Raw genomic sequence first — 24776 nt, forward strand, 5'->3', positions numbered from 1 at the left:
TTTGAAAACAACAGATTGTGTTGCATTTGTCGCTGTATTGTCGACATGAGAGTTATCTATTGCTGCAACGTATGCATGCAACAATATTATGTGAACGCATTGTTAATGTGTGGAAGGAGGGGGGATGTGATGACAGAGAACACTAAGAAAACTTCAATATGACTTAAAGATTTTCTTAGTGTCAGCTCATGATCGAGGTGTGCTTATACCCGGTTGTCGCCTGTACTAAACGCTATAATTTGGCTGATCTCTGTGAGACTTCTGCCACTTTCTTGTTGCCACTGAACAAACGCTTTGTTAGTCGCATCGAGTGATTTCTTAGTCTCTTTGCCACCTTCAATGATCTTGCAATTACGCAGATAAGCTTCAACGTCGCTAGACAGGATAAAGGTGTCGACGCCCATTTGGCGCAGCGTGTAAGGACCGGTATTGCCACCCAAGCGATTACCGTGTTTCTTCAAATACGTCCACAAGTCGGTTATCTTCTCTTGCGGCCAATCGGACACCATTTTACTGAATGAACCATGCTCGATTCTTGCTTCGTGGATCATACGTGCATTGGCAGGGATTGACATTACTTTGGTCAGATGGCGGATAATGCGTTTGTCCGTTGCTTTGGTTTCCCACTGATCGTCAGACAGCATCAATAGCGGCTCAATTTTAAAGCCGAAAAAGACGTCCTCGAAGTTCTGCCATTTGTTACGAACCACACTCCACGAGATCCCACTTTGGAATACTTTCATCGAAAATGCGGCTAGCCAACGGTCATCTTGAATGGTTGCTAATTCTTCTTTGCTCAGTGGGTGAGACAAAAGCGCTTCAAGTTGGTCTTTACCGCCTTTGCGCTCGGCTGCGCGTTGATAAATGGCGTCAAATTTTTCGATACTCATAAACAAATTCAGTCCATACGATGTTTGCCAAACATACTACGCTTAAGTAGCTGAATCGTAAATTAATGGAGTGTCACAAATGAAGAAGGTCACATTAACGTTTGTTGGAGAAGGTTCGGAGCGCGTGGCGGAGAAATTCTACTCTTGGTTAGCCGATGGCGGCTTGGAAGATAGCTTGATTGAAAACTTGTCGGACCGTGAAGTGTCTGTTGTTGGGATCAGCGATATGGACAACGAAACGCGAGATGTGGTGATTACCACAGAGATGAACTGAATCCATTTATACCGAACAATAAAAATTAAGCCCTTCAATGGAAGGGCTTGTGATGCTTAAGGTGCTTGTGGGTTTAGTGGCTGACTAGGGTTAAACCGCTTGGTAGTGCGTCACCAAACACACGTTTCGACTCGCTCTCAGACAGCTCTTTGACTTCTTCAACCAGTGATACCCAAGATTCTGGGACTTTGTTCAGTTTCAGCTTAGCCAGAACCTGCCCGCGATAGTCATCTGAAATGTCAAACAGGCGGTCACCTGTCTTACGACAAATCATCACTGCTGCGAATGCAATCATTGGCTCTTTCTGCCAGTTTTGTTCGAGCAATTTAGGTAACCATTGTTCCGCTTGTTCACGAGGAATCACGTTGTGCTGACTGCCGTACAAAGGTGTACGCGATGCCAAGCGACCCATTGCCCACCAGTGTGCTTGCTCAAACTGGTTGTGGTTGATGGCTTTGCTCAGGAACCATGTTGCAAGTAGCACTTTGTCTTCCACTTCGAGGTGCTCAAGCGATGCCGCTAAACGAACCATCGACTCATAACCCATCTCTTGCGCCGCTTTTGCCGATTGCGGGTTTTTCATTGCACCTGGGTGTAGGTATTTCGCGATGTCTGCCAAGATGGTCTCTTGCTGCTCCTGGCTCAAGCCACCTGCGACACGACGCCAGAATACCCACCAGTCAGTCCAACCTTGATGGTTCTTGAACTGAATGTTTTGTTGGTATAGACCCCAAACTTGTTCAATGCGCCATGAGTCGGTTGGATCGCCAAAGCCTGGACGCAATGCAAAGCCAGCTAAACGAAGCCAGTTTTTCTCATGCTGTTCAGAGCGACGGCGACGCTTACGACCTTGTGCAAAGGTATCGAACAGTTGGCGTAGGGTCGTGAAATCCCACTCGTCGCGCTTGCCAAGTTTCTTCTCAAGATCTTTGGCTAAGGTTTTGATCTCTTTGCTTTCCGCGCTTTTCTTATTACCGCTGTAAAGGCGAGCAATCAGCTCCTTACATTCGTTCAACTTAGGGTGAAGCTTAACTTGTTCACTGTCGTCGGTTTGCTTGTTACGAACCTCGAACTCCAGCTCCCAGCGTTTGTTGTCGTCTTCCGCGCTGACACATTCCATCTTAAGCGTGCCGACTTCGGTCAACTGACACGCAAGTTGTACTTCTACACGCTCTTTCTGGTTGGCTTGCAGTTCGGCACCTTCACCTTCAAGGGTGGTGATATAAGGTGGTAGAGGAGCAAATAAGTCGGGATCAACGTCAACCATCACACCGTTTTGAATGGCGGTGTTATTGGTTAAGGTGTCGTGGGTAGAAGTCAGCAGGTTAAAGCGAACTGGTTCACCTAGGGTAAGCGAGAAGCGACGACCACTTAAGCGGATCTCGTGACCTTCTTCTGTACCTTTAGCAAGCAAACAGAGCGCTTTGCCCATCTTGTTCTTTTCTTGAAGATGCAAGAAGTAAGAACGCGCTGCGCCACCACCAATTTTTAGTTGTGCACCACGACGTGCTTTACCAAATGCAACAGCACCTAGTGCAACAGACCAATCTGGATGTGGGTTATCTAATACCGTAACCGGCGCACCGCGCCAATCGGAAAGTAGGGTAGTGACACGTTCCGTCACAAGTTCACTGTTGAACACACCACCGTTGAGTAGCAAACCGACTGGAATTGCATTTTGTGTGTCGTCTTCAATGCCGAGAGCGGTACGAGACACTTGCTGATGCGTCGTTAAGAACTCGGCAACATGTTTGCTCACTGCTGGATCGGCAACGTATGGAAGACCAAACTCGACAACGGCGCTGCGGCGTTTGTCTGGTACTTCACTGAAATCAGAAAGTGGGAAGAAGCCATCCAAAGCGATTTGGTGCACTTCTTGTTTGCTCAGCCCAATACTCTTTGTTCCGCCAAGAAGTTTAGAGCCGCTGCCCAGCATGGTGATTTTCACTTCTTCTGGTGCATTCGCTGAAAGCAGGTTTTCTTTCGCCTTGCGAGTTTGCTGAATCAGCTTCGTCAGGCTTGCTGCAGTGAGCTTCTTACTTTGATTGAAGCGGCTTTCTGCAAGGTGTGCTAATGCTAAGTCGAGGTTATCACCACCAAGCATCAAGTGCTCGCCAACGCCAATACGATCAAGGGTTAGCTCATCTTGAGAAGAGAAACTTGCTTCAATCAAGCTCAAGTCGGTGGTGCCACCGCCCACATCGCACACCAGAATCAGTGGCAGTTCTTTAAGTTCATCGGCTGCGGTTTGCTGGTGGCGTGCGTACCAGTCGTAACATACGGCTTGTGGCTCTTCAAGCAGGACGATTTTCTTTAAACCAGCCAGCTGCGCAGCTTCAAGCGTGAGCTTACGAGCGGTTTCATCGAACGATGCTGGAACGGTCACAACCACATCTTGCTCTTCTAGCTTGTTGCTAGGGTGACGGTAGTTCCATGCTTGACGAATGTGGTTGAGGTAGCTTGCGCTGGCAACGACAGGTGAGACTTTATCTACGTCTTGCGCGCCAGCCCAAGGAAGAATATCTGAACGACGATCCACCGCTTGGTGCGATAGCCAGCTTTTTGCACTGGATACCTGACGTCCTTCCACCTTCGCGCCTAATTCACGAGCCCATTCACCAACAACCACATTGCTAATGTCGCCAGATACAGGTTCGTTTTCCCAAGGAAGTGTTAGGTCAGAAGGGGAGATTTGACCAACTGCAGGGTGATAACGGAAAGAGGGCAGCAGTGGCTTACGAACCACTTCACCCGGACCAATCAATTGGTCGATGTCGAATAGGGATACTTCGGATTGTTCAAGCTTGTCGGTGATTTCACAGTACGCCACCACAGTGTTCGTGGTGCCAAGGTCAATACCAACAAGAAAACGAGGAGATGCCATACAAACCTTCGTGTATTTAAAAACGGCACCCGATTGGATGCCGTTTGATTTCTATTTATTCTTCTTCGTTTGAGTTGCTTTTCGCGTCTTCGCGCACATCGAACTCAACATGCCATTTTTGACCGTTATCAGCCGCAATGGCTTCTAAGTAAAGCGTACCAAGCTCTGTGACGCGAGAGGCGAGGGTTACCGGAACCACTTCACCTTCACGACGACCTTCAGATACTGGCAGCGTTACTTGAATTTCTGGTAGCTCTTCAAGCTCTTCTGGTGCCCAGTAGTCTAGGTGAGTACCCGCTAGGTCATCACGACGAACGGTTGAGCCAAAGAATTGGAAGTTAACTGGCTGACCGATGATCAAACCAAACTCTTGGCTTGGTACGTCAACGCTTGAGCCTTCTTCCATACCAAATGGGGCTACACATAATGCTTCCATTGGAGGCGCCATGCCCGGAATCGCTGGCATCGCACTTTCGATACCCACGTAGTATGCCGAAGCAATACCACCGCGGATACGAACGCCTTGACCACGACGCACAGAGCCGTAGTAAGCTGCACCGCTAGCAACCGCAAGGTCTAGATCCACACCTGTTAGGCGTTTCGCCATTTCTGCATCTGCTTCAATTAGCCATTCGTTGATCGTGTCTTCTAGACGAGTTGCTAGAAGTTTCGATTTCAGCACACCACCGTTGAATAGGATTGCCGTTGGCTTGATGAAGTCAGCCGATTGCGCTGCATCCGCACCTGGCATACCCGGCATGTTAGCGAATGGATTAAAGTCTTGAGCTGCTGCTTCTGCGTCGCCATTTCCTGAAGCAGAAAGGGCATTGGCTTGCTTAGACAAGAACGCTGCAATGTGACGAGTAATGCCCGCATCTTGTGCGTAAGGCAGACCCATTTGCGTTAGTGCACCACGGTTACGTTGAACAGGGTGGTCCGTAATCGCAACTTGAGGGAAGAAACCGTCAACCAGTGTTTGTTGTACTTCTTCTTGAGTCAGTTCTGTTTTCAGCGTTGCGCCAAGCAGTTTAGAACCGCGGCTTGGTACCACGATTGGCACTGACTGAAGTTCGCTGTCGTTCAATAGCGCTTCTTTCGCATCACGACATGCGTGCGTCATCGCCTGAACTTGCCATGGCTGTAGCTCTTTGCCTTCTTGCGCTAGCTTCATCTTCAAGCGGTACGCAAGTGCAAGGTCCATGTTGTCACCGCCAAGTAGGATATGTTCACCTACCGCGATGCGGTTCAGAGTTAGGTTACCGTCGTCTTCAGTTACTTCAACCAAAGAAAGGTCGGTTGTACCCCCACCGATATCGACCACCAGCACGATGTCGCCAACTTCGACTTCGTCGCGCCATTTGTCGTCGCTGTTATCAATCCAGTTGTAAAGCGCAGCTTGCGGCTCTTCTAGAAGCGTGAGATGCACAAAACCGACGTTGCGCGCAGCTTCGGCTGTTAGATCACGAGCAGCAGGATCAAAAGAAGCCGGAACCGTAATGGTGACGTCTTGATCGGCAAGGTTGTGGTTTGGATTCGCGTGATTCCAAGCGTCTTTTAGGTGCTCTAGGTAAAGCTCCGTTGCGCGAAGAGGGGATACTTTTTCCACTTCTTCTGGGCTACCCGCTGGCAGAAATGCTTCACGACGGTTCACACCTGCGTGGCAAAGCCAAGATTTCGCACTTGCAACAAGACGGATTGGTGTCTTTGAGCCTAAGTTACGTGCAATCGCACCAACGAGAGCTTTTGGCTCGCTCGACCAAGGAAGAACGCGAGATTGTGGGTCCATTTCGTGTTCGTGCGGCTGGTATAGGAAAGAGCCTAATTGGTTTCGCGTTTCCACAGTGCCTGGTGCAGTGAGCTGCGGGATAGGCATCACTTCTACGCGCGCGTCTTCGTCGTGCGTGTCGACAAAAGACATAACACAGTGCGTAGTACCTAAGTCGATACCGACACTAAATTTAGGCGTTTGTTGTGTTTCAACAGACGCTTCTTGAGAATGGTTTTCTTGATTCATGTGTTCCATTACAGCTCAACCTCTGCTGGAGCGATCACTGATGCATCGTAGTTTTCGGCCAGTTTAGGCAGGTGCATAGACGTTGCCTTCCAACCTTTATGAACAAGCGTACCGTGGAATGGCGCGCTACCTGTTACGTTACCTGTCAGACGAATTTCTTGTGGGTTAAAGCCTTCTTCTACCGTAATGCGAGTTTCTTCATCTTCGTTACGAACGTGCGCTAGCGTCACGTAGTCGTTCAGTACTTTCTGACCACCGGTGTGAATTACGCGAGCAGCCGCACCAACATCTTCATCAGAGAATGATCTCAGATCTTCTTTTAAGAAGTCGATCAGACGAGCTTCTTGCTGCATGATCGACAGGAGTTGCATCGCAGAGTCAGTAGAAGCAGTCGCAAGCTTCGATTCTACTTCGACTACTTTTTCGATAATTTTCTCTACTTCAACCACTTTCTCTACTTCGACGATCTTCTCAACCGGCTTTTCAACCTCGACGATTTTCTCGACAGGCTTTTCGACCACTTTCTCAACCACTTTAGATTTGCGTGATACCGCAATCAGAAGAAGTAAAACGCTCGAAGCCAGAAGGCCTGCGTGCAACATATCGAACGTTTGAGGAATTAGGTTCAAATCAATGTTCATGACATTTTTCTCTTTCTATTGATTTATTGGTGCGAGTATTGGCTCATATCTCTTTGCAAAAAAGATCCGCATTGCGGTCTGCACCAAGTTTAGACATTAAAATGATGGTGGATGGTAGCATATTCAAGGCTTAAGGCTGCAATAATTCGTGATTTTAGCCCTCGATTAGCATAAGAATGCAACGATTAGACCTCGCAGTAGACACCGTTACTTTGGTTTATCCGTAATTCGTGTTCTTTTTGGTTGCCCTGATATTCGAAATGTCAGCAATTTTACCATCTAGCGACCATCTCACTTTAATTTTCTGCCTGTTTGGAGCGATATCAGTGCTCAGTTGATGTTAAGTCTAATGCAAACTGAGCTTGCTGGATTTGCGCTTTTCTAAAGACAATCAGTATAAATAAAAAATAGCACTTAACCGCGTGCGAATGGTGATTAATTCAGCGAGCAAATTCGAGTTTTTATCTTGGTTGGGGTAGAATCTCTCGCTCTCAAATTTGTGTAGGAATCAAGACAGACTATGAATCATAACCGTGTCGTTTGCTTCGATTTGGAAATGTGCTGTTGGAACGAAAATGGTGTTGGCCGCACAGGGGAGATCATTGAAGTAGGCCTGGCTGAAATAGATTTGTCTAAAGGCGAAATCGTGAAACGTGCACAGTATTATGTAAAGCCTGAGCACGATGAAGTATCGCTATTTTGTGTAGAGCTAACCGGCATTACTCCGCGTAAAATCGAAAAGCAGGGACGTCCTCTCGCCGAGGTGATCAAATCAATGATTAAGAACTTTGGTGGACGTAATAAAATATATGCGGCTTGGGGTCGGGATGACATTATTTTACTGCAAGAATGCGAGGAAAAAGGCATCGATGCGCCCTTTACGGAGTTCATCAATCTAGCGACGCTATATCGTATTCAAAATCGCCTTAAAGACAAACGTATTGGACATAAAGCGGCTCAAGAAGCGAAAGACATTGAATGGGAAGGGCGTCAGCATTCGGGCTATGTGGATGCTTACAATTTAGCGAAACTCGCATTGTATATGCTCTAACCAGTTATAAATCAAGATGTAAGTACGGCTAAAGCTTTATCTCCGCTAACTCGATAGCTGTTAACACAAGCTACTGAAATTACGATATGTTTATGTCAATTGTTCGTAAATCATACCATCGCTGATGTTTTTATTAAATAGTGCTTAATACTGAGGTTTGATTTTAGACTAGTATTAATGACCAATATATTTCTGATATTCGGTGCATGCTAAACTAAAACTCGAAATTTGAAGTGCCTCGCAAGTATGAGCTTTGATAGATTTTTTATATTCGCCAAGAAAAAGTTGGCGAAAATCATAAGCTTGTCATACACTTGCTGATATACGCCCGATATGTTGTTGAATTGGTAGGGTAAAACTGCTCTGGCGCTACATATAGGTAGCATTGTTTAACATAGCTTTGAGGAAAGTTTTATGGCGCTCACAAAAGCCGAACTTGCAGAAAACCTGTTTGATAATTTGGGATTTAGTAAGCGGGACGCCAAGGAGACGGTGGAGGTGTTTTTCGAAGAAATTCGTAAGGCACTTGAAAGTGGCGAACAGGTAAAGCTATCAGGCTTCGGTAATTTTGATCTTCGTGACAAAAACGAACGACCTGGTCGTAACCCGAAAACCGGTGAAGATATTCCTATTACTGCTCGACGTGTTGTCACGTTTCGTCCGGGTCAAAAGTTAAAGGCTCGTGTCGAGAATCTGAAAAAAGAACAGTAAACCAAGCGATTAAATCCTGATTGAAGGATTATATTGTGCTTAAACAAAACCACCCTAAGAGGTGGTTTTGTTGTTTCTAATGCTTAATATATTAGGCTGCTTCCAAGTGTGTGGTTAAGTAAGGCTGCCAAGCTTCCAGGTACCAGTTTTTTGATTGGCTCTTCATTTGTGTGATGGATGCGAGTTCCCACTCGCTTAGGTCTCGACCTTCTATCAAGGCTTGACGCTCAACCTTCTGAATCTTCTCATAAAGGTCATGCTCTGGACCATTTTTTACATCGGCAATGGCTTTTAAGTGCAGCTGAATTTCGGCAATCAGGTTGGTTTTTGGTAGGCGAACGAGAAGGTTTAAATCACGGTAACCAGAGGCAACGGGTTTCTTAAAGCGGTTTTTTACTTTGACGATGGTTATTTCACGTTCCAGAGTTTCGTAAATTGAAACGAGGCTAGCCACATCATTTGCAACGATAGTAGCTCGTGCAAGGTCAGTAATTCGTTCTACCTGACCATCTAATTCATGAGCGATCTTTTCTTCGGCTCTATGTTTGGATTTTACACCTACAAAATAAGGTTGGGCATCGGTCAGTAGGGCGGTACTTTTACAGATGGTTTCTAGCTCGAACTGGGCTTGATGAGCTTTGGTGTAAAGAATATCGAAATCTGAATACGGTTGGGTTGGTTTGGCATCGATAGATTGAATACCATAAAGACCGCTAAGGCTGTGTTTGAATAATTTGGAGCAAACCTCGTTTTGACTTTCAGAACGGTTTTGCTCGTTGCTCGGGGCATTTGGAAGTGCGGCGAACGCCGGCGCACGGCTTAGTACTAAAAGCATCAATGCTGTAGTACGTAAAAATAAGCTCATTCACTCTCCTTAACTTGCTTGCACTTAGAAAAAAGGGAACTAAAAAGTCACTAAGATTTGCAAATCAGGTACTACCATAATAAATGGGGCTCTACAAAAGACTCCAAGGTTCGTTTCTACCCATTTAGGGAAATCGTGTTTTAGATCACCATTTTTCTTTCTTTCATTCTGACAAGCAGAAAATGAAAGCGTGCAATCCAGAACGGACACTATCTTACCATCGCTTGATTGACAAAATATGAACAGCATAGACAAATTTGAAAAAATCATTAGTCTTATCCCACTAAAATAGAGCGTATCGCTCGTGATAATTATCAATCAGCCGACCAAAAGTAGAAGTAAAATGAGAGATCAGGAATTTTGGCATAACAAGTGGGCCAGTAACCAAATTGGTTTCCACCTTGATGATGTGAACCCACTATTGCCTGCATTTTGGCAATATACGAACCCAAAGCGCGAAGACACCGTATTGGCTCCTTTATGTGGTAAGTCAGAAGACCTAATTTGGCTTGCTTCGAAACATAACGACGTTCAAGGTGTGGAGCTAAGCCAAATCGCAGTACGCGCATTTTTTGCGGAACATTTCTATACACCGACGGTAACCCCAGTGAATGGGATGCACGAACTGTATCAGTTTGATGAACTGTCTATTTACACTGGGGACTTCTTTACCGCACCTGTGTCTAAAGCCGACATCATTTACGACCGTGCCGCGCTCGTTGCCCTACCTCAGGAAATGCGAGAAGAATACGCAGGCCGAGTGAAGCAACTTTTAAAACCTGGCGGACGAATTTTGCTGGTGACATTGAACTACGTGCAAGAAGAAATGGCAGGTCCTCCTTTCAGTGTGCCAGCCGAAGAGATACAAACGCTGTTTAATGGATACAAGGTAGCTTGTTTAAATGTGGATCAAGCTGATGAGAATCATCCTAAAATCATCAAGAAAGGTTTAAGTCGTTTTTCTGAAGAAGTGTACTTAATCGAGAGCGAGTAGGGCGAAATAACCTTAAACAAAGAAGAAGCGCAGCAAATTTAGCTGCGCTTTTGTTTATCAACTTTATCAATAAGGTTAGTAAACGATATTTACTTTTGAAGCAGACTCTATCGCATCTTGAAGCGAGTCATCGATGGTCTTGCGTCGAGTTAACACCACGCCTAAGCGGCGTCTTCCATCGATTTCTGGCTTACCAAACAAACGCACTTGGGTTTGTGGCTGCGCCAATGCTTTTTCTAAGTTGTCGAAACGGATATTCGTCGATGTGCCTTGGCCAAGAATAACGGCCGATGCAGAGGGACCATATTGAATGATGCTGTTGACTGGCATGCCGGTAAATGCACGAACATGTAACGCAAACTCCGACATCTCTTGCGAAATCATTGTCACCATACCAGTGTCATGTGGACGAGGGGACACTTCGTTGAAGATCACTTTATCGCCTTTAACAAACAGTTCTACACCGAAGATGCCGTAACCACCAAGCGCGTTAACCACTTTTTCAGCGGTGTATTCTGCAGCTTTGATTGCGTTGTCAGACATGGCTTGAGGCTGCCATGATTCACGGTAGTCACCGTCTTCCTGGCGATGGCCAATCGGAGCACAGAAATGCACGCCATCAACCGCGCGTACGGTTAGAAGAGTGATTTCGTAGTCGAAGTCAATAAAGCCTTCTACAATCACACGGCCTGCGCCTGTACGACCACCTTCTTGCGCGTAATCCCAAGCGATTTGGACGTCTTCTTCCGTTTTGATAACGCTTTGACCTTTACCTGATGAGCTCATTACAGGCTTCACAACACAAGGAATGCCAACGTGTTCAACTGCCGCTTTGAAGTCTTCAAAGTTATCGGCAAATTGGTAAGGGGAGGTCGTCAAGCCAAGCTCTTCCGCCGCCAGACGACGAATGCCTTCGCGGTTCATGGTCAGTTTGGTTGCTTTTGCTGTAGGGACAACATTCAAGCCTTTCTCTTCGAGTTCGACCAATTTATCTGTTGCGATGGCTTCAATTTCTGGAACGACGTAAGCCGGTTGCTCCTTATTGATGATCTCTTCTAGTGCGTGTCCATCTAGCATATCGATAACGTAACTACGATGAGCGACTTGCATCGCTGGCGCATTTGCGTAACGGTCACAGGCGATGACTTCTAAGCCAAGTCGTTGGCATTCAATTGCCACTTCTTTACCAAGCTCGCCTGAGCCTAAAAGCAATACACGGGTAGCATGTGTGCTAGTTGCAGTACCGAACATAGTGTTCCCTTACAAAATAAAGTGATGAAACAGAAATTGCAGGGGATCATACTGAATTTTTACGGCCAAGCAAACGTTTGCGTGTGATTTTTTACAATAAAAAAAGCTCTACGGTTGTAGAGCTTTCCTGATGCACTCAATGTAATTACAGGTTTACGAAACTGACAGGAATATCAGGGTTAATCGCTTCTAGCGTTGATTGTGTACAAGCGAGGTGACTAATCTTACCTTGTGAGTTTTCTACTAATGCGGCGGCTTTAATATTCTCGAATTCTCCACCGGCCAGCAATATTTGGATAAGAGCCACTTGTAACGGTGGGAGGCTTGGGTTGAAGGCGGCATTCTCTGCGTATGAACCTTGGAACACGCGTCCATCGGTCATTTCTAGAGCTAAACCACTGAGATTGTTTGTGTATGGTGCGTGGCTCATGTTCATTGCATTAACGGCTTTTTGAATCAGTGCATCGTCTTCATCACAAGCGAACTGATGTTTCATCTCTGCCATTAAGCCAGACTCGACGCCTAGGTCTGCTGGACCAAATGCTTCTGGTAAATACTCATGCAGTGACTTTTCTTCACGTTCAGGTAGCTGAACTTTTAGTTCACTAGCGGTCGATAGTTCATTCATGAACTGGCGACAATGACCACAAGGACTGAAGTTAATGGTGATGTCTTTCACGCCACGTTCGCCCTTCATCCAAGCATGGCTGATTGCCGATTGCTCGGCATGAACGGTTTGACCTAGCTGAACACCAAAGAATTCCATGTTTGCGCCGAAGTACAAGCGACCGGAAAGACCACGAACGATTGCACCTACATAGAATTCAGAAATTGGAGCATAAGAGTATGCGGCGGCAAAAGGAAGCAGAGCAACACGAAGCTCTTTATCTGCTAGACCTGTAGCGGTAAGCAGCTGTTCAAATTGCTGCTCAGAAAGAGTGGCATCAAAATCGTCAGCTTGGACGATAGGAGCAAGATGTTTTGAAAGTGCTTCGGGAGCGCTTGCTAGCGCCTGTTCAATGCGACTTTTCATGTTGAATCCTTGTTATTGCATGGACAGTTATTCTATGCGAAATAGGGAAACAATCCGTGCTCCAGATCATGTTCGTGTGTGCAATAACCCATTTCATTTCATTGCTTGGGTGAGCTCACACATGTATTCGATTGCATTAAGTGATAATGTTACCTTTGCCTCATAAATAACTATATCAACGCTTTTTCATATTGCGAGTTTGATACGCGAGTAAAAAGGCTTGCCCTTCGTTGGCAAGCCTCGGAGGGTTATTGATACAACCAAACCGCGAGAGCAAAGAAGCTTGGTGCTAATATTGAAGTAATAATGCCGCACAGCACTAACGCTAAAGAAGAAAATGCTGCATCGCCAGGTTGTTTCTCCGCACATGTTGCCGTACCTAAAGCATGGGAAACGGTACCCATTGTTAACCCACGTGCGATGGGGTGCTTAATGCCGATGATGTTGAAGATAGGGTAAGCCAAAATAGCCCCAAACAAGCCAACAATCAGAACCAGAATTGCCGCGACTGCCGCTTCTCCGCCAAGGGAGCTGGAGATCTCCATTGCAATCGGTGTCGTAACGGACTTGCCTATCAGGCTTGCGATGAGACTGATGTCGGCTTTGAAAGCGACCGCGATAAGCGTTGCTGTAAGCATCGACATGACGCTGCCTAAAGTGCAAGCCAAGGCAATAATGCGCCAATTGGCTTTGATCTGTGGTAGCTGCTCATACAGAGGATAGGCAAGCGCAACGACTGCCGGTTGAAGTAAAAAGCTGAGCCATTGATTATCAGCATAGTAAGTTTCAAATGGCACTTTTAAGTAAGTTAACAGTGGAATCAGTACGGAAATACTGATCAAAAGCGGGTTTGCTATTGGGTTGTTCAGCTTAATCGAAATTTGGCGAGCGGAGAGAAACACAACAATCGTGACAATTAACCACATATCAGTTTTTCTCCTTGAGCAGGTAATTAAGGAACCATGCAAGGCTAACTAATACGATCAGTGATCCCCCGACGGCACTTGCCAAAACAGGTAGAGCGTTTGCAATGAGCATGTCGAAGTGCTGCATAAGACCCACACTGATTGGAACAAATAGTAAGATCATGTAGCGAATAAAGAGTGTCGCCCCTAGCTTAACCCATTCCACTTTTATGATACCCAAGACCATAGACAGAAACAGCACAAGCATGCCAATCACGCTGCCAGGAACTGAGATGGCTGTGTATTTTTGAATCGTGTTACCGATACCGAGTGCACCCATGATCAATGCGAGGGAAATAAAAACATGGACCAGTTGTAATAATCGTTCTTTTTTCATTTTGTTGGCATATAAAACAACAAGCACACCCGAAGGTGCGCTGGAATTAAGGAGAAAGTTATGAGGCTAAACTCTCTATATAGCGATACACAGATTTTAGTATCGCTATCTTTTTTTCATCACTTTCATGTTCGTGAACTAAGTTTTCTAAATTCAGCATGTACTCTTCAATTTGACTTTCAAACACCTCACGGCAATGTTGTGCCCAGCATCTTTGCTCTTGTTCATCTAGCGTGTTTGAGTAATGGCGTGCACGATAGCGGAATAACAGCGGCTTGATGCGTTTATCGTCAAACTCGATATTCAACGCGGCAAGGTTATTTGGATCGGTTTCGCGAATAATGTCCATGGCCGCGCGATCTGCAGGGGAGAAGAATCCATCGTACAACTGCGTATCCACGTCATCGCTCTTATCGAATGCACGTTCAGTCGCAAATAGACTAATGAGTTTTTCACGAATTTCTGGGTGCTGACGAAGCAGTGCAAGATTGTTTAAACACTGCTGACGATCAATACCGATCGATTCTGCATTTTCCGCGGTTAACGTCTTGGCTGGAGCAAGGATCGGGCATTTATTCAGGTGCACAAGTTTGACCGGTACCGGCAGCAAATCACCTAACTCACTGCGTTTGGTGTAAAGACGTTCGTGTAACTCTTCGGCCGAAAGCTCAAGTATTGGCTGTGGATCTTTCGCGAGGTCGATGGTAATCACAGCGTTGTTGTTGGTTGGGTGCCAAGCCACCGGAACAATCCAACTGGTGTACTGACACTCGCGTCCAAGCATGCCTGAAACGTGCATCAATGGCGTCATGTTTACGATGTCGACCAACTCATTCAGTTTACGTTTATTACGCATAGAGAGGAAGTAATCAAACAGCTTAGGTTGTGCCGCTTTGATCTTCTTGGTCATTTCAATCGTCGCAATCACGTCTGCCATTGCATCGTGAGCGTTGCTGTGTTCAATGCCATTGGCTACGGATAGGTGCTCAAGTTTAAAACTAATGAACCCTTCATCGTTTTCCGGCCACTCAATACCTTCAGGGCGTAATGCATGACATGCACGCATCACATCAAGCATATCCCAACGAGAGTTACCGTTTTGCCAACTCCATGCATACGGATCAATAAAATTGCGGTAACAGGTATAGCGAGTCACCTCATCATCGAAGCGGATACTGTTATAGCCCAGACTGGTCGTATTCGGCTTTGCAAGTTCTGCGTGAATTTTGGCAATAAACTCAGGCTCGGGAAGGCCTTCTTGCATGGCTTTTTGTGGTGTAATTCCCGTAATTAGCGCTGCTTCTGGTGAAGGGAGATAATCAGCAGGTGGTCGACAATACATCACGAGCGGTTCGCCGATGATATTAAAGTTTTCGTCGGTACGAACGCCAGCGAACTGACTTGGACGATCTTTGGCAGGGTTGGTTCCCCAAGTCTCATAGTCAAAGAAGAAGAATGTCGGTTGTTCTGAATTGTTCATAGTTTTCACTTTTTGTTCGTTATTCTTCAAAATAGTCCTTTTTTATCAGTAGATTAGCGTTGCCTTATGTACTGTTTTTTTACTGGGCTTTTATTGTTTTGAAGTGTTTTACATTTTCATTTGCGTCCAAATGTGCGTCCGATTTTTGTGAATGCTGCGTCCAAATCTAAGGGGGTACCTTGAGTATCACAGACAACCAGTTAAAAGCTATTGCGAAGTTAAGTGAATATGACGGCCCAGCAGAACTGAATGACGGTGAGGGACTGATTGCGAAAATATCGCCAAAGCAAACATCACATTTCAATATCGTTGCAGATTTAACGGCAAAAAAAACGTATTCGTATTGGCAAGTATCCGATAATCACTCTTTAAAATGCAAGGCAAATCCATAAAAGGATGCTTGAGTTGAGAGAAGAGGGAAGATATCCCGAGATTGCACTTTCGGGGGGGAATCAATTTTAAGAACTCCGTACGTCTAAACGAAGACATTTCGATGTGGCCAATGATATCTAGACAGTTGAACCAGAACTTAGCAAAACAGCCAATCCTATCCGCAGGCCCATTCCTAAACATATAAAACCAATGTTGGAAAGGTTGATGAATATCTATGATGATCACCTATTTCCGGGGGCATCAATTCTCAAACCAATCACAATATCGGCAGTAAATCAGTATAGCAAAAATAAAGGACTGTCGATTAAGCGAGAAACGTTTACGTTCTGGTACGCATGACACTCACCACGTGAAGCGTTCTAAACGCAGGCCCTCACGACCCTGTAGCCCGCGTAAAATGCGCTCAAGAACGTTATGGGCGGCCATCATGGCAGGAAACTAAGCGGTTGCGATTGGGGCAGCGTCGCTTTATCAGGACGATGCCCCAGCACTGTGGTGCTCCACTGACCTGCAGCCATAAGCGCGTAACCAACGGGTCATGGTGTGACGAATGAAAAACAGCGGAAATGACTAATCGGTCTGATCCGAAGTATACGATAGGTTTTTTAAGTCTTTTAAATTAGTAATTACGAAATTTTTGTTCCGTATTGCGAATTAAGATCTCAATTATATTTCGTATTACGGAATCTCTCTGGGCTCAAATACAAAGTTTCCAATATTATATCTGTGAATTTGTTCAAAAATCGTGCTTATTTTGTTTCGCATTATAATAACTTTGCGTTTGTGGTCACAATTTGTACTTTCTCTAAAAATGCTATTAAAAACATACACTTATGATTAAAGTTTGTATGGTGTCAAACTTCTTGGTAAGAAATAATGACAAAAAATGGAATTGTAGCAATTATTAATTCCGTATGGCGGAATTAATAATCTTTGGAGAAAGGCAATGCCTCTAGTATCAATTGAAAAACTACAACAAGAATACGAACGCATCTTACTAGCCCGTGAAATGAAAGCTGAAATGGCAACTAAACTTGCTGCTGGCTTTGTAGAGATGGCGAATGAAGGTACTTATTCACATGGCATTAATCGCTTTCCTGTTTTCATAGATCAAGTCGATAAGGGGCAAATCAAACTTAATGCGGAACCTGAGTGTGTGAACCGCATGGGCGCACTTGAACAGTGGGACTGCAACTTTGGGCCAGGTGTTCTAAATGGTCTTATCTGTGCTGAGCGTGCAATGGAGCTAGCAAGTGACTACGGCATCGGCATGGTGGGTATGCGTAACTCAAACCACTGGATGCGAGGTGGGGCTTATGTCCTAAAAATGGCACGTGAAGGTTTTGCTGGTATTGCATCTACTAACTCAATTGCAGTTATGCCTGCGTGGGGTGGCAAGGATCACCGCATTGGCTCAAACCCGCTAATTATGGCAATTGCAGGCGAGCCACCAGTAGTTGTTGACTGCTCAATGAGCCAGTTCTCATACGGGCAACTACAAAACTATGTATTAGCAGATAAAGAGCTTCCGGTTGTTGGTGGTTTTGACAACAACGGTGAGCTAACCAAAGACCCACATGTTCTATGGGAAAACAAGCGTCTACTGCCTATGGGGTTCTGGAAAGGTTCTTCGATGGCAATCGTACTCGACATGATGCTTACAGCCATCACTGGTGGTAACTCAGTACCCGCTCTCACTGAAGATATGGGTGGTGAGTTTGGTGTATCTCAATTCCTAATCGCTATCGACCTAAGCAAGACAATGGATGAAGGCCAATACGCAAAAGAGATGAAGCGCATTCGTGATTACGTACTTGCTTCTGAGCCTGCTGAATCAGGTTCAGTAATGATTGCAGGTTCTGAAATCCAAAACTTCATTGATAAACATGAAGCAGCCGGTGGTATCGAAATTAATGACGGTATCTGGGAACAAATTACGTCTCTGTAATTTACCATAGGTGGGGAAAGCTTTATGCAAAGTGTGCTAAAGAGTATTTGGAAAAGCATAGATGTGATGATGGCAATCATTTTGACTTGCATGATCGTGCTGGTGTTCACCAACGTGGTGTTGCGCTATGGCTTTTCTTCTGGCCTTCGTCCCTCAGTAGAACTATCTCGCCTTGGTCTTGTATGGGTAGTAATGCTCGGTGCAGCAGTGGTGCTGCGCCGTGGTGAACACCTTGCTGTGTCGGAGTTTTCTGAACGATTATTCCCGAAAGCAGTACCTGTACTAAGACGTATTTGTTGGGTGGTTGTACTGATTTCTGTTGGCATGCTCTATGTAGGTTCTTACCGTCAAATGATGTCTAACTGGTCAGATATTTCTCAACTTACAGGGCTTCCTTCAGCATTATTTTATCTAGCTGGTGTTGTTTCTGGTGCATTGATGGGGGTGATTGCTTTTGTGCGCATCTTCAAGCCGGATTGGCAGTTAGATAGTCTAGAAGAGGAGAACGAATAATGACGTTGGCCATTTTCTTATCGGTATTGATTGTCTCAATCTTACTTGGTCTTCCTGTTGCGTTTGCGTTGCTATTGTCTTCAATGGCGCTCATGGTTCAGATGGATTTCTTTAGTGCAGACATTCTTGCGCAGTCTTTAATTAATGGTGTAGACAGCTTTACATTGCTTGCGATTCCATTCTTCCTAATCGCGGGTGAAGTAATGGCGTCGGGCGGTTTATCTCAACGTATTGTTCGACTAGCAACAACTTACGTTGGTCACCGTCAGGGTGGATTAGGCTATGTGGCTATCATGACTTCGGTACTGCTTGCCGGTCTATCAGGCTCTGCAGTGGCGGACGCAGCAGCACTGGTTAGTATTCTTTACCCTATGATGAAAGCGGCAAAATACCCGGAAGCTCCTTCAATGGGTCTACTAGCGTCAGGCGGTATCATTGCACCCGTTATTCCACCATCAATCCCACTGATTTTAGTTGGTGTTGCTGGCGGTATTTCAATTAAAAACCTATTCCTTGGCGGTATCGTACCCGGCGTGTTGATGGGGGTAACGTTGATGTTTGTTTGGCGTATGACGGTTCGAAAAGAGAATCTAGATACATCGCCAAAAGCGACCAAAACAGAGAAACGTGCAGCACTGAAAGATGGTGTTTGGGCACTATTGCTACCGATTATCATCATTGTTGGTATTCGATTCGGTATCTTTACACCAACAGAAGCAGCAGTTGTTGCAGCGGTATACGCAATCTTTATTTCGACGTTTGTTTACCGCGAGCTAACCATTAAGAAATTCTATGAAATAGTAATCAACGCTGGCAGATCGACCGCAATGGTTATGTTCTTGGTTGGTTGTGCAATGGTAGCAGCTTGGCTAATTACCGTCGCCCAGCTTCCTCAACAACTTGCAGAAATGTTAGGCCCACTGGTTGATAGCCCACGTCTACTTATGGCAGTGATCATGCTACTGGTATTGTGTGTTGGCATGGTAATGGATTTAAGCCCAACAATCCTAATTCTTGTTCCTTTATTGATGCCTGTTATCAAAATGGCCGGCATCGACCCTACGTATTTTGGCCTGCTGTTTGTAATTAACTGTTCAATTGGCCTAATTACGCCTCCTGTAGGCACGGTACTCAATGTGGTGTGTGGTGTCGCTAAAGTTCCAATGTCAACGGCGGTGAAAGGAGTACTTCCATTCATTGGCGCCTACATAGCTCTGCTCACGTTGTTTATCATCTTTCCGAGCATCATCACTATACCAATGTCATTTGTCATTGGTTAACCCTCGATGGAGAAAATAAAAATGAAAACCCTACTAAAACTCACTGTAATAGCATCAACAATCGCAATGGGCTCAAACGCTTTTGCTGCAACGACTTTGAAACTGGCTCATGCGGCACCAGAATCAGACCTTCAACAGGATCTGTCTCTGTTCTTTAAAAAAGAAGTTGAAGCTCGTACAAACGGCGATATTAAGATCAATATCTATCCTCAAGGCCAGCTTGGCAATGATAAGCAAATGATCGATGGCAGTCGTGCAGGTATCGTTGACTTTGCGATGGTTGGTCTAAATAACTACAACGGTATGATGCCTGAGTCTGCAGCCTTCACATTACCGTTCATGTTCCCTAATCGTGAAACGGCTTATAAGGTACTTGATGGCGAACCAGGTAAAGAGGTTTTGAAAAACTTTGAGAAGTTTGGCTTAAAAGGGCTTGGTTACCCAGAAAATGGCTACCGTAACATGACGAACAACGAAAAACCAATTCGTGTTCCGGCTGATGTGAAAGGTTTACAAATGCGCGTGAATGGCTCGAAAGCACTAAACGATATGTTTAATGAACTTGGTGCTAACCCTCAACAGCTTCCAGTTGCTGAACTATACACTGCTCTAGAGACAGGGGTTGTTGACTCTCAAGATCACCCAATTTCAGTTACGTTGTCATTTAAGTTTGATGAAGTACAGAAGTATCTGAGCCTTACCCAGCATGCATATTCTCCACTAGTTCTAACGATGAACTTACGTAAGTTCAATAATCTAAGCGCTGAAGAGCAAAAAGTTATTGAAGAAGTAGCAACTGAAGCAGTAGCAATGCAACGTAAGCTAAGCATCGAAAAAGAAGATGAGATGATCGCTAAACTAGAAGCGAACGGTATGAAAGTTAACCGTGACGTAGATGGTGCCGCATTCCAAAAGGCTATCCAACCAGTATGGAGTGCATATATTGAGAAGAATGGTGACACTATGATCAACAAGATCAAAGTTGCAGCTAAATAGTTCCGGACTAGGTCACCCTGTATCTTCTACGGGGTAGCCTAATTTCTACCCGACTTCATGAATTAAATTATCAAAATATCGGCAGGCATTTATGTACCAAGAACTCAAAGAGCGAGTGCTAAAAGCAAACTTGCAACTACCTAAGTATGGCCTAGTTACGTTTACCTGGGGTAATGTTTCTGAAATTGACCGAGAACGCGGTGTAATCGCTATAAAGCCTTCTGGTGTTGAATATGATGTTATGACAACAGACGACATTGTAGTTATTGATCTCGAGGGTAATCATGTTGAAGGCCACTTAAATCCATCAAGCGATACTGCGACACATATCGAACTCTATAAGGCATTCCCAAGTATTGGTGGCATCGTACATACGCACTCTCGCAACGCGACCATTTGGGCCCAAGCAGGTAAAGATATCCCGGCCTTAGGTACTACTCATGCTGATTATTTTTATGGGGACGTACCATGTACCCGGCAGTTAACAATTGAAGAGATTAGTAACGATTACGAAAAAAATACTGGTCTTGTAATTATAGAAGAGTTTAGTAAACGCGATATCGATCCTACTGCCATGCCTGGTGCAATTATTTGTGGTCATGCCCCTTTTACTTGGGGTAAAGACGGAACAGATGCAGTACACAATGCAGTCGTAATGGAAGAAATTGCTGCAATGGCAACCGCGACTCGTGCCATTAACCCTGAAATTGCTATTCAACGAGAGCTACTGGATAAGCACTATAGTCGTAAGCACGGTGCTAATTCTTACTATGGTCAGAAATAAAGGCAGCAACTATGCATAAATTATTGGCGTTAGATCTTGATGGAACAGTATTGAACTCAGCACATTCCATCGGCCCAACTTTGGTGGAAGTCATTGAGGAAATTTCGCGGCAGACACACGTCGTGATTGTCACGGGTCGTCATCATATTGCGGCAAAACCTTACTACGACATGCTGGGGCTGACAACGCCAATAATCTGCTGTAACGGCACTTATGTTTTTGATTACGCAACAGACTCTGTTGTAAATGAAAATTCAATCTCAAAACAGAATGCCGCTGAGTTTATTTCTATCTCTGAAGCGCATGGTATGAAAATGGTGATGTATGCTCGTGATGCAATGCTCTATTCAGTAAAGCGTCCAATTGCCTATATGGATTCGCTGCTAGAATGGTCCCAAACATTCCCTGTAGAGAAGCGCCCAAATATTCAGAAAGTGGAGGACTTCCACCATGAGGTGCAACAAACAGAATTTGTTTGGAAGTTTGTTGTTGAGGGAAGAGACATTGATAGTTTTGCCAATCTTCCATTTGTAAAACAAAACTTTAATGGTGAACGATCTTGGGTTGATCGTGTTGACTTCTCAGCCGCTGGTAATACAAAAGGCAATGCACTTAGTGATTATATTCAACCTCTAGGCATCTCATTAGGGGAGTGTATTGCAGTGGGAGATAACCATAATGATATTTCGATGCTTAGCGCAGCTGGCCTTGGTATTGCGATGCAAAACGCCGATGAAACGGTGAAAGCGAATGCCAATCTTGTAACAGAAAAATCAAATGATGATGAAACGAGCCTAGCTAACTTACTGCGTGAGTTGCTGCTGTAGAAGTTCGTGAAAAGAGAATTTATATGTTAGTTGGAAATACTCAGCCAACACTGATGACTAAGTCATACCCGGTTGTTGTGCAAAATGTCCTTGAATACCTCAATAGCTTAGATACTCAATCTTTGGGGCTGGGTCGTCATGAGTTGCCGAGCTTTGAGTCGAATCGAGCGTGGTTTGTGGTTCTAGAATACGAAAAAGAGCCTTTAGAAAACTTTCAGCCAGAAGTACATAAGTACCACTCAGATCTACAGATTGTTCTGCGTGGCTCAGAAACGATGGCTTGGTCCTTCGACACTGGCGAGCACATTGATGCGGAGCCATACCTAGAACACCGTGACTTACAGTTTTACAAGGCTGAAGGTGTTGAGCTTAACTTTATTAAAGCGACACCGAACCAGTTCTACCTATTCACTCCGAATATCGTCCACGTCACCAACATCGAAGATGGCAACAGTGAGCCAGTGCGAAAGTTAGTGGTGAAGATTCACAACGATTTACTGGAAGCGAAATAATGAATTACTACATTGGTATTGATTCAGGCGGTACGTTTATGAAGGCCGCACTGTTCAACGCAAAGGGTGAGCAACAAGGTTTAGCGCGTGTTTCAGCAAGCGTCATTAATGACAAACAAGGTTGGGTTGAGCGAGACTTAGACGCACTTTGGTCAAATGCGGTGACGGTGATTAAACAGCTCATTGGCACAACACAGGTTGACCCAACAGCAATCAAAGGGCTTAGCATTTCAGCTCAAGGTAAGGGAGTTTATCTACTTGATAAGCAAGGGAAGAACCTAGGCTATGGCATTATGTCTTCGGACTCGCGTGCATTGCCAATAGTTAAACAGTGGCTAGCGGAAGGTAAGGCACAAGAGATCTATCCAACCACTCTGCAAACGCTTTGGACCGGGCACCCTGTCTCTATTATCCGTTGGATTAAAGAGAACGACTTCGAGCGCTATAACCAAATTGGTGCGGTACTGATGTCTCATGACTACCTACGTTATCGCCTAACGGGTGAGGTTGCGGCAGAGTTAACCAATATTTCGGAGAGTAACTTCTTCAATTCAATTACTGGGCAATATGACAAATCTTTGCTTGAGACTTTTGGCATTGAAGAGATCTGGAACGCATTGCCTCCTGTTGTGACACCACAGCAGCAAGCTGGCAAAGTCACAGCACAAGTTGCAGCAGAAACAGGGTTAAGTGAGGGCACACCAGTGTTTGGTGGTCTGTTTGATGTTGTTTCAACTGCAGTCTGCTCTGGAATCAATTCCTCAGAGGAGACACTGAACTATGTAATGGGCACTTGGGCGGTAACCTCTGGTATCTCCAAGCAGGTAACAGAGGCATCACATAACTTTGTCTATGGCCACTACGCGGTTGATGGTGAGTATATCATTCATGAAGCTAGTCCCACTTCAGCAGGAAACTATGAGTGGTTTGCTGACTATCTAGGTGAAGACGGTGAACTAAACCATGCTGAAAACCAAGCCTTAGTCGAAGCCCTAGAGCCAGCAAGCAGTAGTATCTACTTTATACCATTCCTATATGGCTCAAATGCAGGTCTTGGTCTTAAGTCCGGCTTCTATGGTTTGCAGTCTCACCACACCAAGGGCCATACGATTCAAGCGATCTGGGAAGGTATTCTATTCTGCCATAACGTTCATTTGGAGCGTATGCGTCAGCGTTTCCCTAAGGCGGATGTACTTAAAGTTACTGGTGGTCCATCATCAAGCCCAGTATGGATGCAGATGCTTGCGGACCTAACTGGATTGACTGTTGAAGTTTCAAGTCTTGATGAAACCGGCTCTTTGGGAGCGGCAATGGTGGCTATGGTTGGTGCAGGTGAGTTTACTTCACTAAAAGAGTGTAGCAACACACTAGCGACTGGCAGTAAGCGAATTTATCCAAACAGAGACAACTACCAACGCTATCAGAAAAAATTCAAAAATTATCAGCGACTGGTAGAGCTATTCAAACAATTTGAGGAAGAGAGTGATGTCTAGACCATTACTACAAATGGCACTTGATGCAACCGATATTCAAACTGCACTCGTATCAGTTGAAAAGGTAGCAGACAAATTAGATGTGATTGAAGTCGGTACAATTTTGGCGTTTGCCCATGGGGTAGACAGTGTGCGGGTTGTGCGTGAGAAGTACCCGAATCATACCATTGTATGCGATATGAAAATTACCGATGCCAGTGCTATCTTGACTCGCCTTGCAATGGAGGCTGGGGCGAACTGGGTAACAGTGAGTGCAGCAGCACATATTGAGACTATCCGCTCGGCGAAAAAAGTGACCGATGAGTTTGGTGGTGAAGTTCAAATCGAGCTTTATGGTCACTGGACATTAGAAGATGCGAAGGCGTGGATTGATATGGGCATTACTCAAGCAATTTACCACCGTTCACGTGATGCTGAGCTTGCTGGTGTAAGTTGGACCAAGGAAGATTTAGCCAAAATGAAAAATTTATCTGAACTGGGAATTGAACTATCTATAACAGGTGGTATTGTTCCAGAAGATCTGCATTTATTTAAGAACCTTACTGCAAAATCTTTCATAGCTGGCCGAGCATTGGCTGGTGAAAATGGATGTGAGATCGCGGATAACTTCCACAGAGAAATAGGAAAACACTGGTAGTAC

Annotated in this window: 25 protein-coding genes; 15 read left to right on the top strand and 10 right to left on the bottom strand. The window is 45.1% G+C overall.

Translation table 11 applies throughout. The features are described from left to right. Positions 1-203: 203 nt before the first annotated feature. Positions 204-890: a DNA-3-methyladenine glycosylase I gene (locus ACVA54_RS04540; protein WP_119464685.1), complete on the bottom strand. Its 687-nt coding sequence runs from the start codon at positions 888-890 to the stop codon at positions 204-206. Between the two features lie 79 nt (positions 891-969). On the opposite strand from ACVA54_RS04540, the gene ACVA54_RS04545 reads away from it, so the two are divergent. Continuing rightward, positions 970-1164: a hypothetical protein gene (locus tag ACVA54_RS04545; RefSeq protein WP_172438045.1), complete on the top strand. Its 195-nt coding sequence runs from the start codon at positions 970-972 to the stop codon at positions 1162-1164. Positions 1165-1237: 73 nt separating this feature from the next. Here ACVA54_RS04545 and ACVA54_RS04550 read toward each other — a convergent pair whose 3' ends face one another. From ACVA54_RS04550 to ACVA54_RS04560, 3 genes are read right to left on the bottom strand one after another with little or no spacing between them, the layout of a single operon-like run. Further along, the gene (locus tag ACVA54_RS04550) at positions 1238-4048 is read right to left on the bottom strand and encodes an Hsp70 family protein (RefSeq protein WP_446644548.1); all 2811 of its coding nucleotides are present in this window, start codon (positions 4046-4048) and stop codon (positions 1238-1240) included. A 55-nt stretch (positions 4049-4103) separates the two neighbouring features. Continuing rightward, the gene (locus ACVA54_RS04555) at positions 4104-6071 is read right to left on the bottom strand and encodes an Hsp70 family protein (protein ID WP_172438044.1); all 1968 of its coding nucleotides are present in this window, start codon (positions 6069-6071) and stop codon (positions 4104-4106) included. Beyond that, complete coding sequence (locus tag ACVA54_RS04560) at positions 6071-6703, bottom strand: DUF2760 domain-containing protein (protein ID WP_446579261.1); 633 nt, start codon at positions 6701-6703, stop codon at positions 6071-6073. The genes ACVA54_RS04555 and ACVA54_RS04560 overlap by 1 nt, the downstream gene beginning before the upstream one ends. A 520-nt stretch (positions 6704-7223) precedes the next feature. On the opposite strand from ACVA54_RS04560, the gene ACVA54_RS04565 reads away from it, so the two are divergent. Together ACVA54_RS04565 and ihfA are read left to right on the top strand one after the other, a co-directional pair. Then, the gene (locus ACVA54_RS04565; protein ID WP_099078121.1) at positions 7224-7754 is read left to right on the top strand and encodes a 3'-5' exonuclease; all 531 of its coding nucleotides are present in this window, start codon (positions 7224-7226) and stop codon (positions 7752-7754) included. Between the two features lie 414 nt (positions 7755-8168). Then, positions 8169-8465: an integration host factor subunit alpha gene (gene ihfA / locus ACVA54_RS04570; protein ID WP_099078120.1), complete on the top strand. Its 297-nt coding sequence runs from the start codon at positions 8169-8171 to the stop codon at positions 8463-8465. A 91-nt stretch (positions 8466-8556) separates the two neighbouring features. On the opposite strand, the gene ACVA54_RS04575 is transcribed toward ihfA, so the two are convergent. Beyond that, positions 8557-9330 (bottom strand): phosphoribosylglycinamide formyltransferase, encoded by a 774-nt coding sequence (locus ACVA54_RS04575; RefSeq protein WP_099078119.1) that lies wholly within the window; start codon positions 9328-9330, stop codon positions 8557-8559. 343 nt (positions 9331-9673) lie between these two features. On the opposite strand from ACVA54_RS04575, the gene ACVA54_RS04580 reads away from it, so the two are divergent. Then, entirely contained in the window at positions 9674-10324 is a 651-nt protein-coding gene (locus ACVA54_RS04580; protein ID WP_446619203.1) for a thiopurine S-methyltransferase, read from the top strand. A gap of 75 nt (positions 10325-10399) precedes the next feature. Here ACVA54_RS04580 and purT read toward each other — a convergent pair whose 3' ends face one another. From purT to sbcB, 5 genes are all read right to left on the bottom strand, one after another. Next, positions 10400-11575: a formate-dependent phosphoribosylglycinamide formyltransferase gene (gene purT, locus ACVA54_RS04585; protein WP_446579262.1), complete on the bottom strand. Its 1176-nt coding sequence runs from the start codon at positions 11573-11575 to the stop codon at positions 10400-10402. Between the two features lie 145 nt (positions 11576-11720). Next, positions 11721-12608: a cytidine deaminase gene (gene cdd / locus ACVA54_RS04590; RefSeq protein ID WP_099078116.1), complete on the bottom strand. Its 888-nt coding sequence runs from the start codon at positions 12606-12608 to the stop codon at positions 11721-11723. A gap of 248 nt (positions 12609-12856) precedes the next feature. Then, complete coding sequence (locus tag ACVA54_RS04595) at positions 12857-13534, bottom strand: LrgB family protein (RefSeq protein ID WP_446649426.1); 678 nt, start codon at positions 13532-13534, stop codon at positions 12857-12859. A 1-nt stretch (position 13535) separates the two neighbouring features. Beyond that, positions 13536-13910 (bottom strand): CidA/LrgA family protein, encoded by a 375-nt coding sequence (locus ACVA54_RS04600; protein ID WP_099078114.1) that lies wholly within the window; start codon positions 13908-13910, stop codon positions 13536-13538. Between the two features lie 58 nt (positions 13911-13968). After that, entirely contained in the window at positions 13969-15390 is a 1422-nt protein-coding gene (sbcB, locus tag ACVA54_RS04605) for an exodeoxyribonuclease I (protein WP_099078113.1), read from the bottom strand. Between the two features lie 179 nt (positions 15391-15569). On the opposite strand from sbcB, the gene ACVA54_RS04610 reads away from it, so the two are divergent. The 11 genes from ACVA54_RS04610 to ACVA54_RS04660 all read left to right on the top strand — a co-directional run bounded on the left by ACVA54_RS04610 (position 15570) and on the right by ACVA54_RS04660 (position 24773). Beyond that, a complete protein-coding gene (locus ACVA54_RS04610; protein ID WP_253252649.1) occupies positions 15570-15782 on the top strand; it encodes a hypothetical protein in 213 nt (70 codons plus the stop codon). Positions 15783-15987: 205 nt separating this feature from the next. Next, positions 15988-16122, top strand: a complete 135-nt coding sequence (locus ACVA54_RS04615; RefSeq protein WP_301182216.1) for a hypothetical protein — start codon at positions 15988-15990, stop codon at positions 16120-16122. 607 nt (positions 16123-16729) lie between these two features. Beyond that, positions 16730-17731, top strand: coding sequence for a 3-dehydro-L-gulonate 2-dehydrogenase (gene yiaK, locus ACVA54_RS04620; RefSeq protein ID WP_446579264.1), 1002 nt, complete (start codon positions 16730-16732; stop codon positions 17729-17731). Between the two features lie 24 nt (positions 17732-17755). Then, a complete protein-coding gene (locus ACVA54_RS04625; protein WP_099078111.1) occupies positions 17756-18244 on the top strand; it encodes a TRAP transporter small permease in 489 nt (162 codons plus the stop codon). Continuing rightward, positions 18244-19524, top strand: a complete 1281-nt coding sequence (locus ACVA54_RS04630; protein ID WP_099078110.1) for a TRAP transporter large permease subunit — start codon at positions 18244-18246, stop codon at positions 19522-19524. The genes ACVA54_RS04625 and ACVA54_RS04630 overlap by 1 nt, the downstream gene beginning before the upstream one ends. A gap of 21 nt (positions 19525-19545) precedes the next feature. After that, positions 19546-20520, top strand: a complete 975-nt coding sequence (locus tag ACVA54_RS04635) for a TRAP transporter substrate-binding protein (protein WP_099078109.1) — start codon at positions 19546-19548, stop codon at positions 20518-20520. Between the two features lie 91 nt (positions 20521-20611). After that, a complete protein-coding gene (locus ACVA54_RS04640) occupies positions 20612-21304 on the top strand; it encodes an L-ribulose-5-phosphate 4-epimerase (protein WP_099078108.1) in 693 nt (230 codons plus the stop codon). Between the two features lie 11 nt (positions 21305-21315). Continuing rightward, positions 21316-22131, top strand: a complete 816-nt coding sequence (locus ACVA54_RS04645; protein WP_099078107.1) for a Cof-type HAD-IIB family hydrolase — start codon at positions 21316-21318, stop codon at positions 22129-22131. Positions 22132-22154: 23 nt separating this feature from the next. Then, the gene (locus ACVA54_RS04650) at positions 22155-22643 is read left to right on the top strand and encodes a YhcH/YjgK/YiaL family protein (protein WP_099078106.1); all 489 of its coding nucleotides are present in this window, start codon (positions 22155-22157) and stop codon (positions 22641-22643) included. Beyond that, positions 22643-24136, top strand: a complete 1494-nt coding sequence (locus ACVA54_RS04655) for an FGGY-family carbohydrate kinase (protein ID WP_446631702.1) — start codon at positions 22643-22645, stop codon at positions 24134-24136. The genes ACVA54_RS04650 and ACVA54_RS04655 overlap by 1 nt, the downstream gene beginning before the upstream one ends. Then, positions 24129-24773: a 3-keto-L-gulonate-6-phosphate decarboxylase UlaD gene (locus ACVA54_RS04660; protein WP_119464678.1), complete on the top strand. Its 645-nt coding sequence runs from the start codon at positions 24129-24131 to the stop codon at positions 24771-24773. The genes ACVA54_RS04655 and ACVA54_RS04660 overlap by 8 nt, the downstream gene beginning before the upstream one ends. Positions 24774-24776: the final 3 nt, after the last annotated feature.

The sequence above is a fragment of the Vibrio sp. PNB23_22_6 genome, from assembly GCF_052877535.1.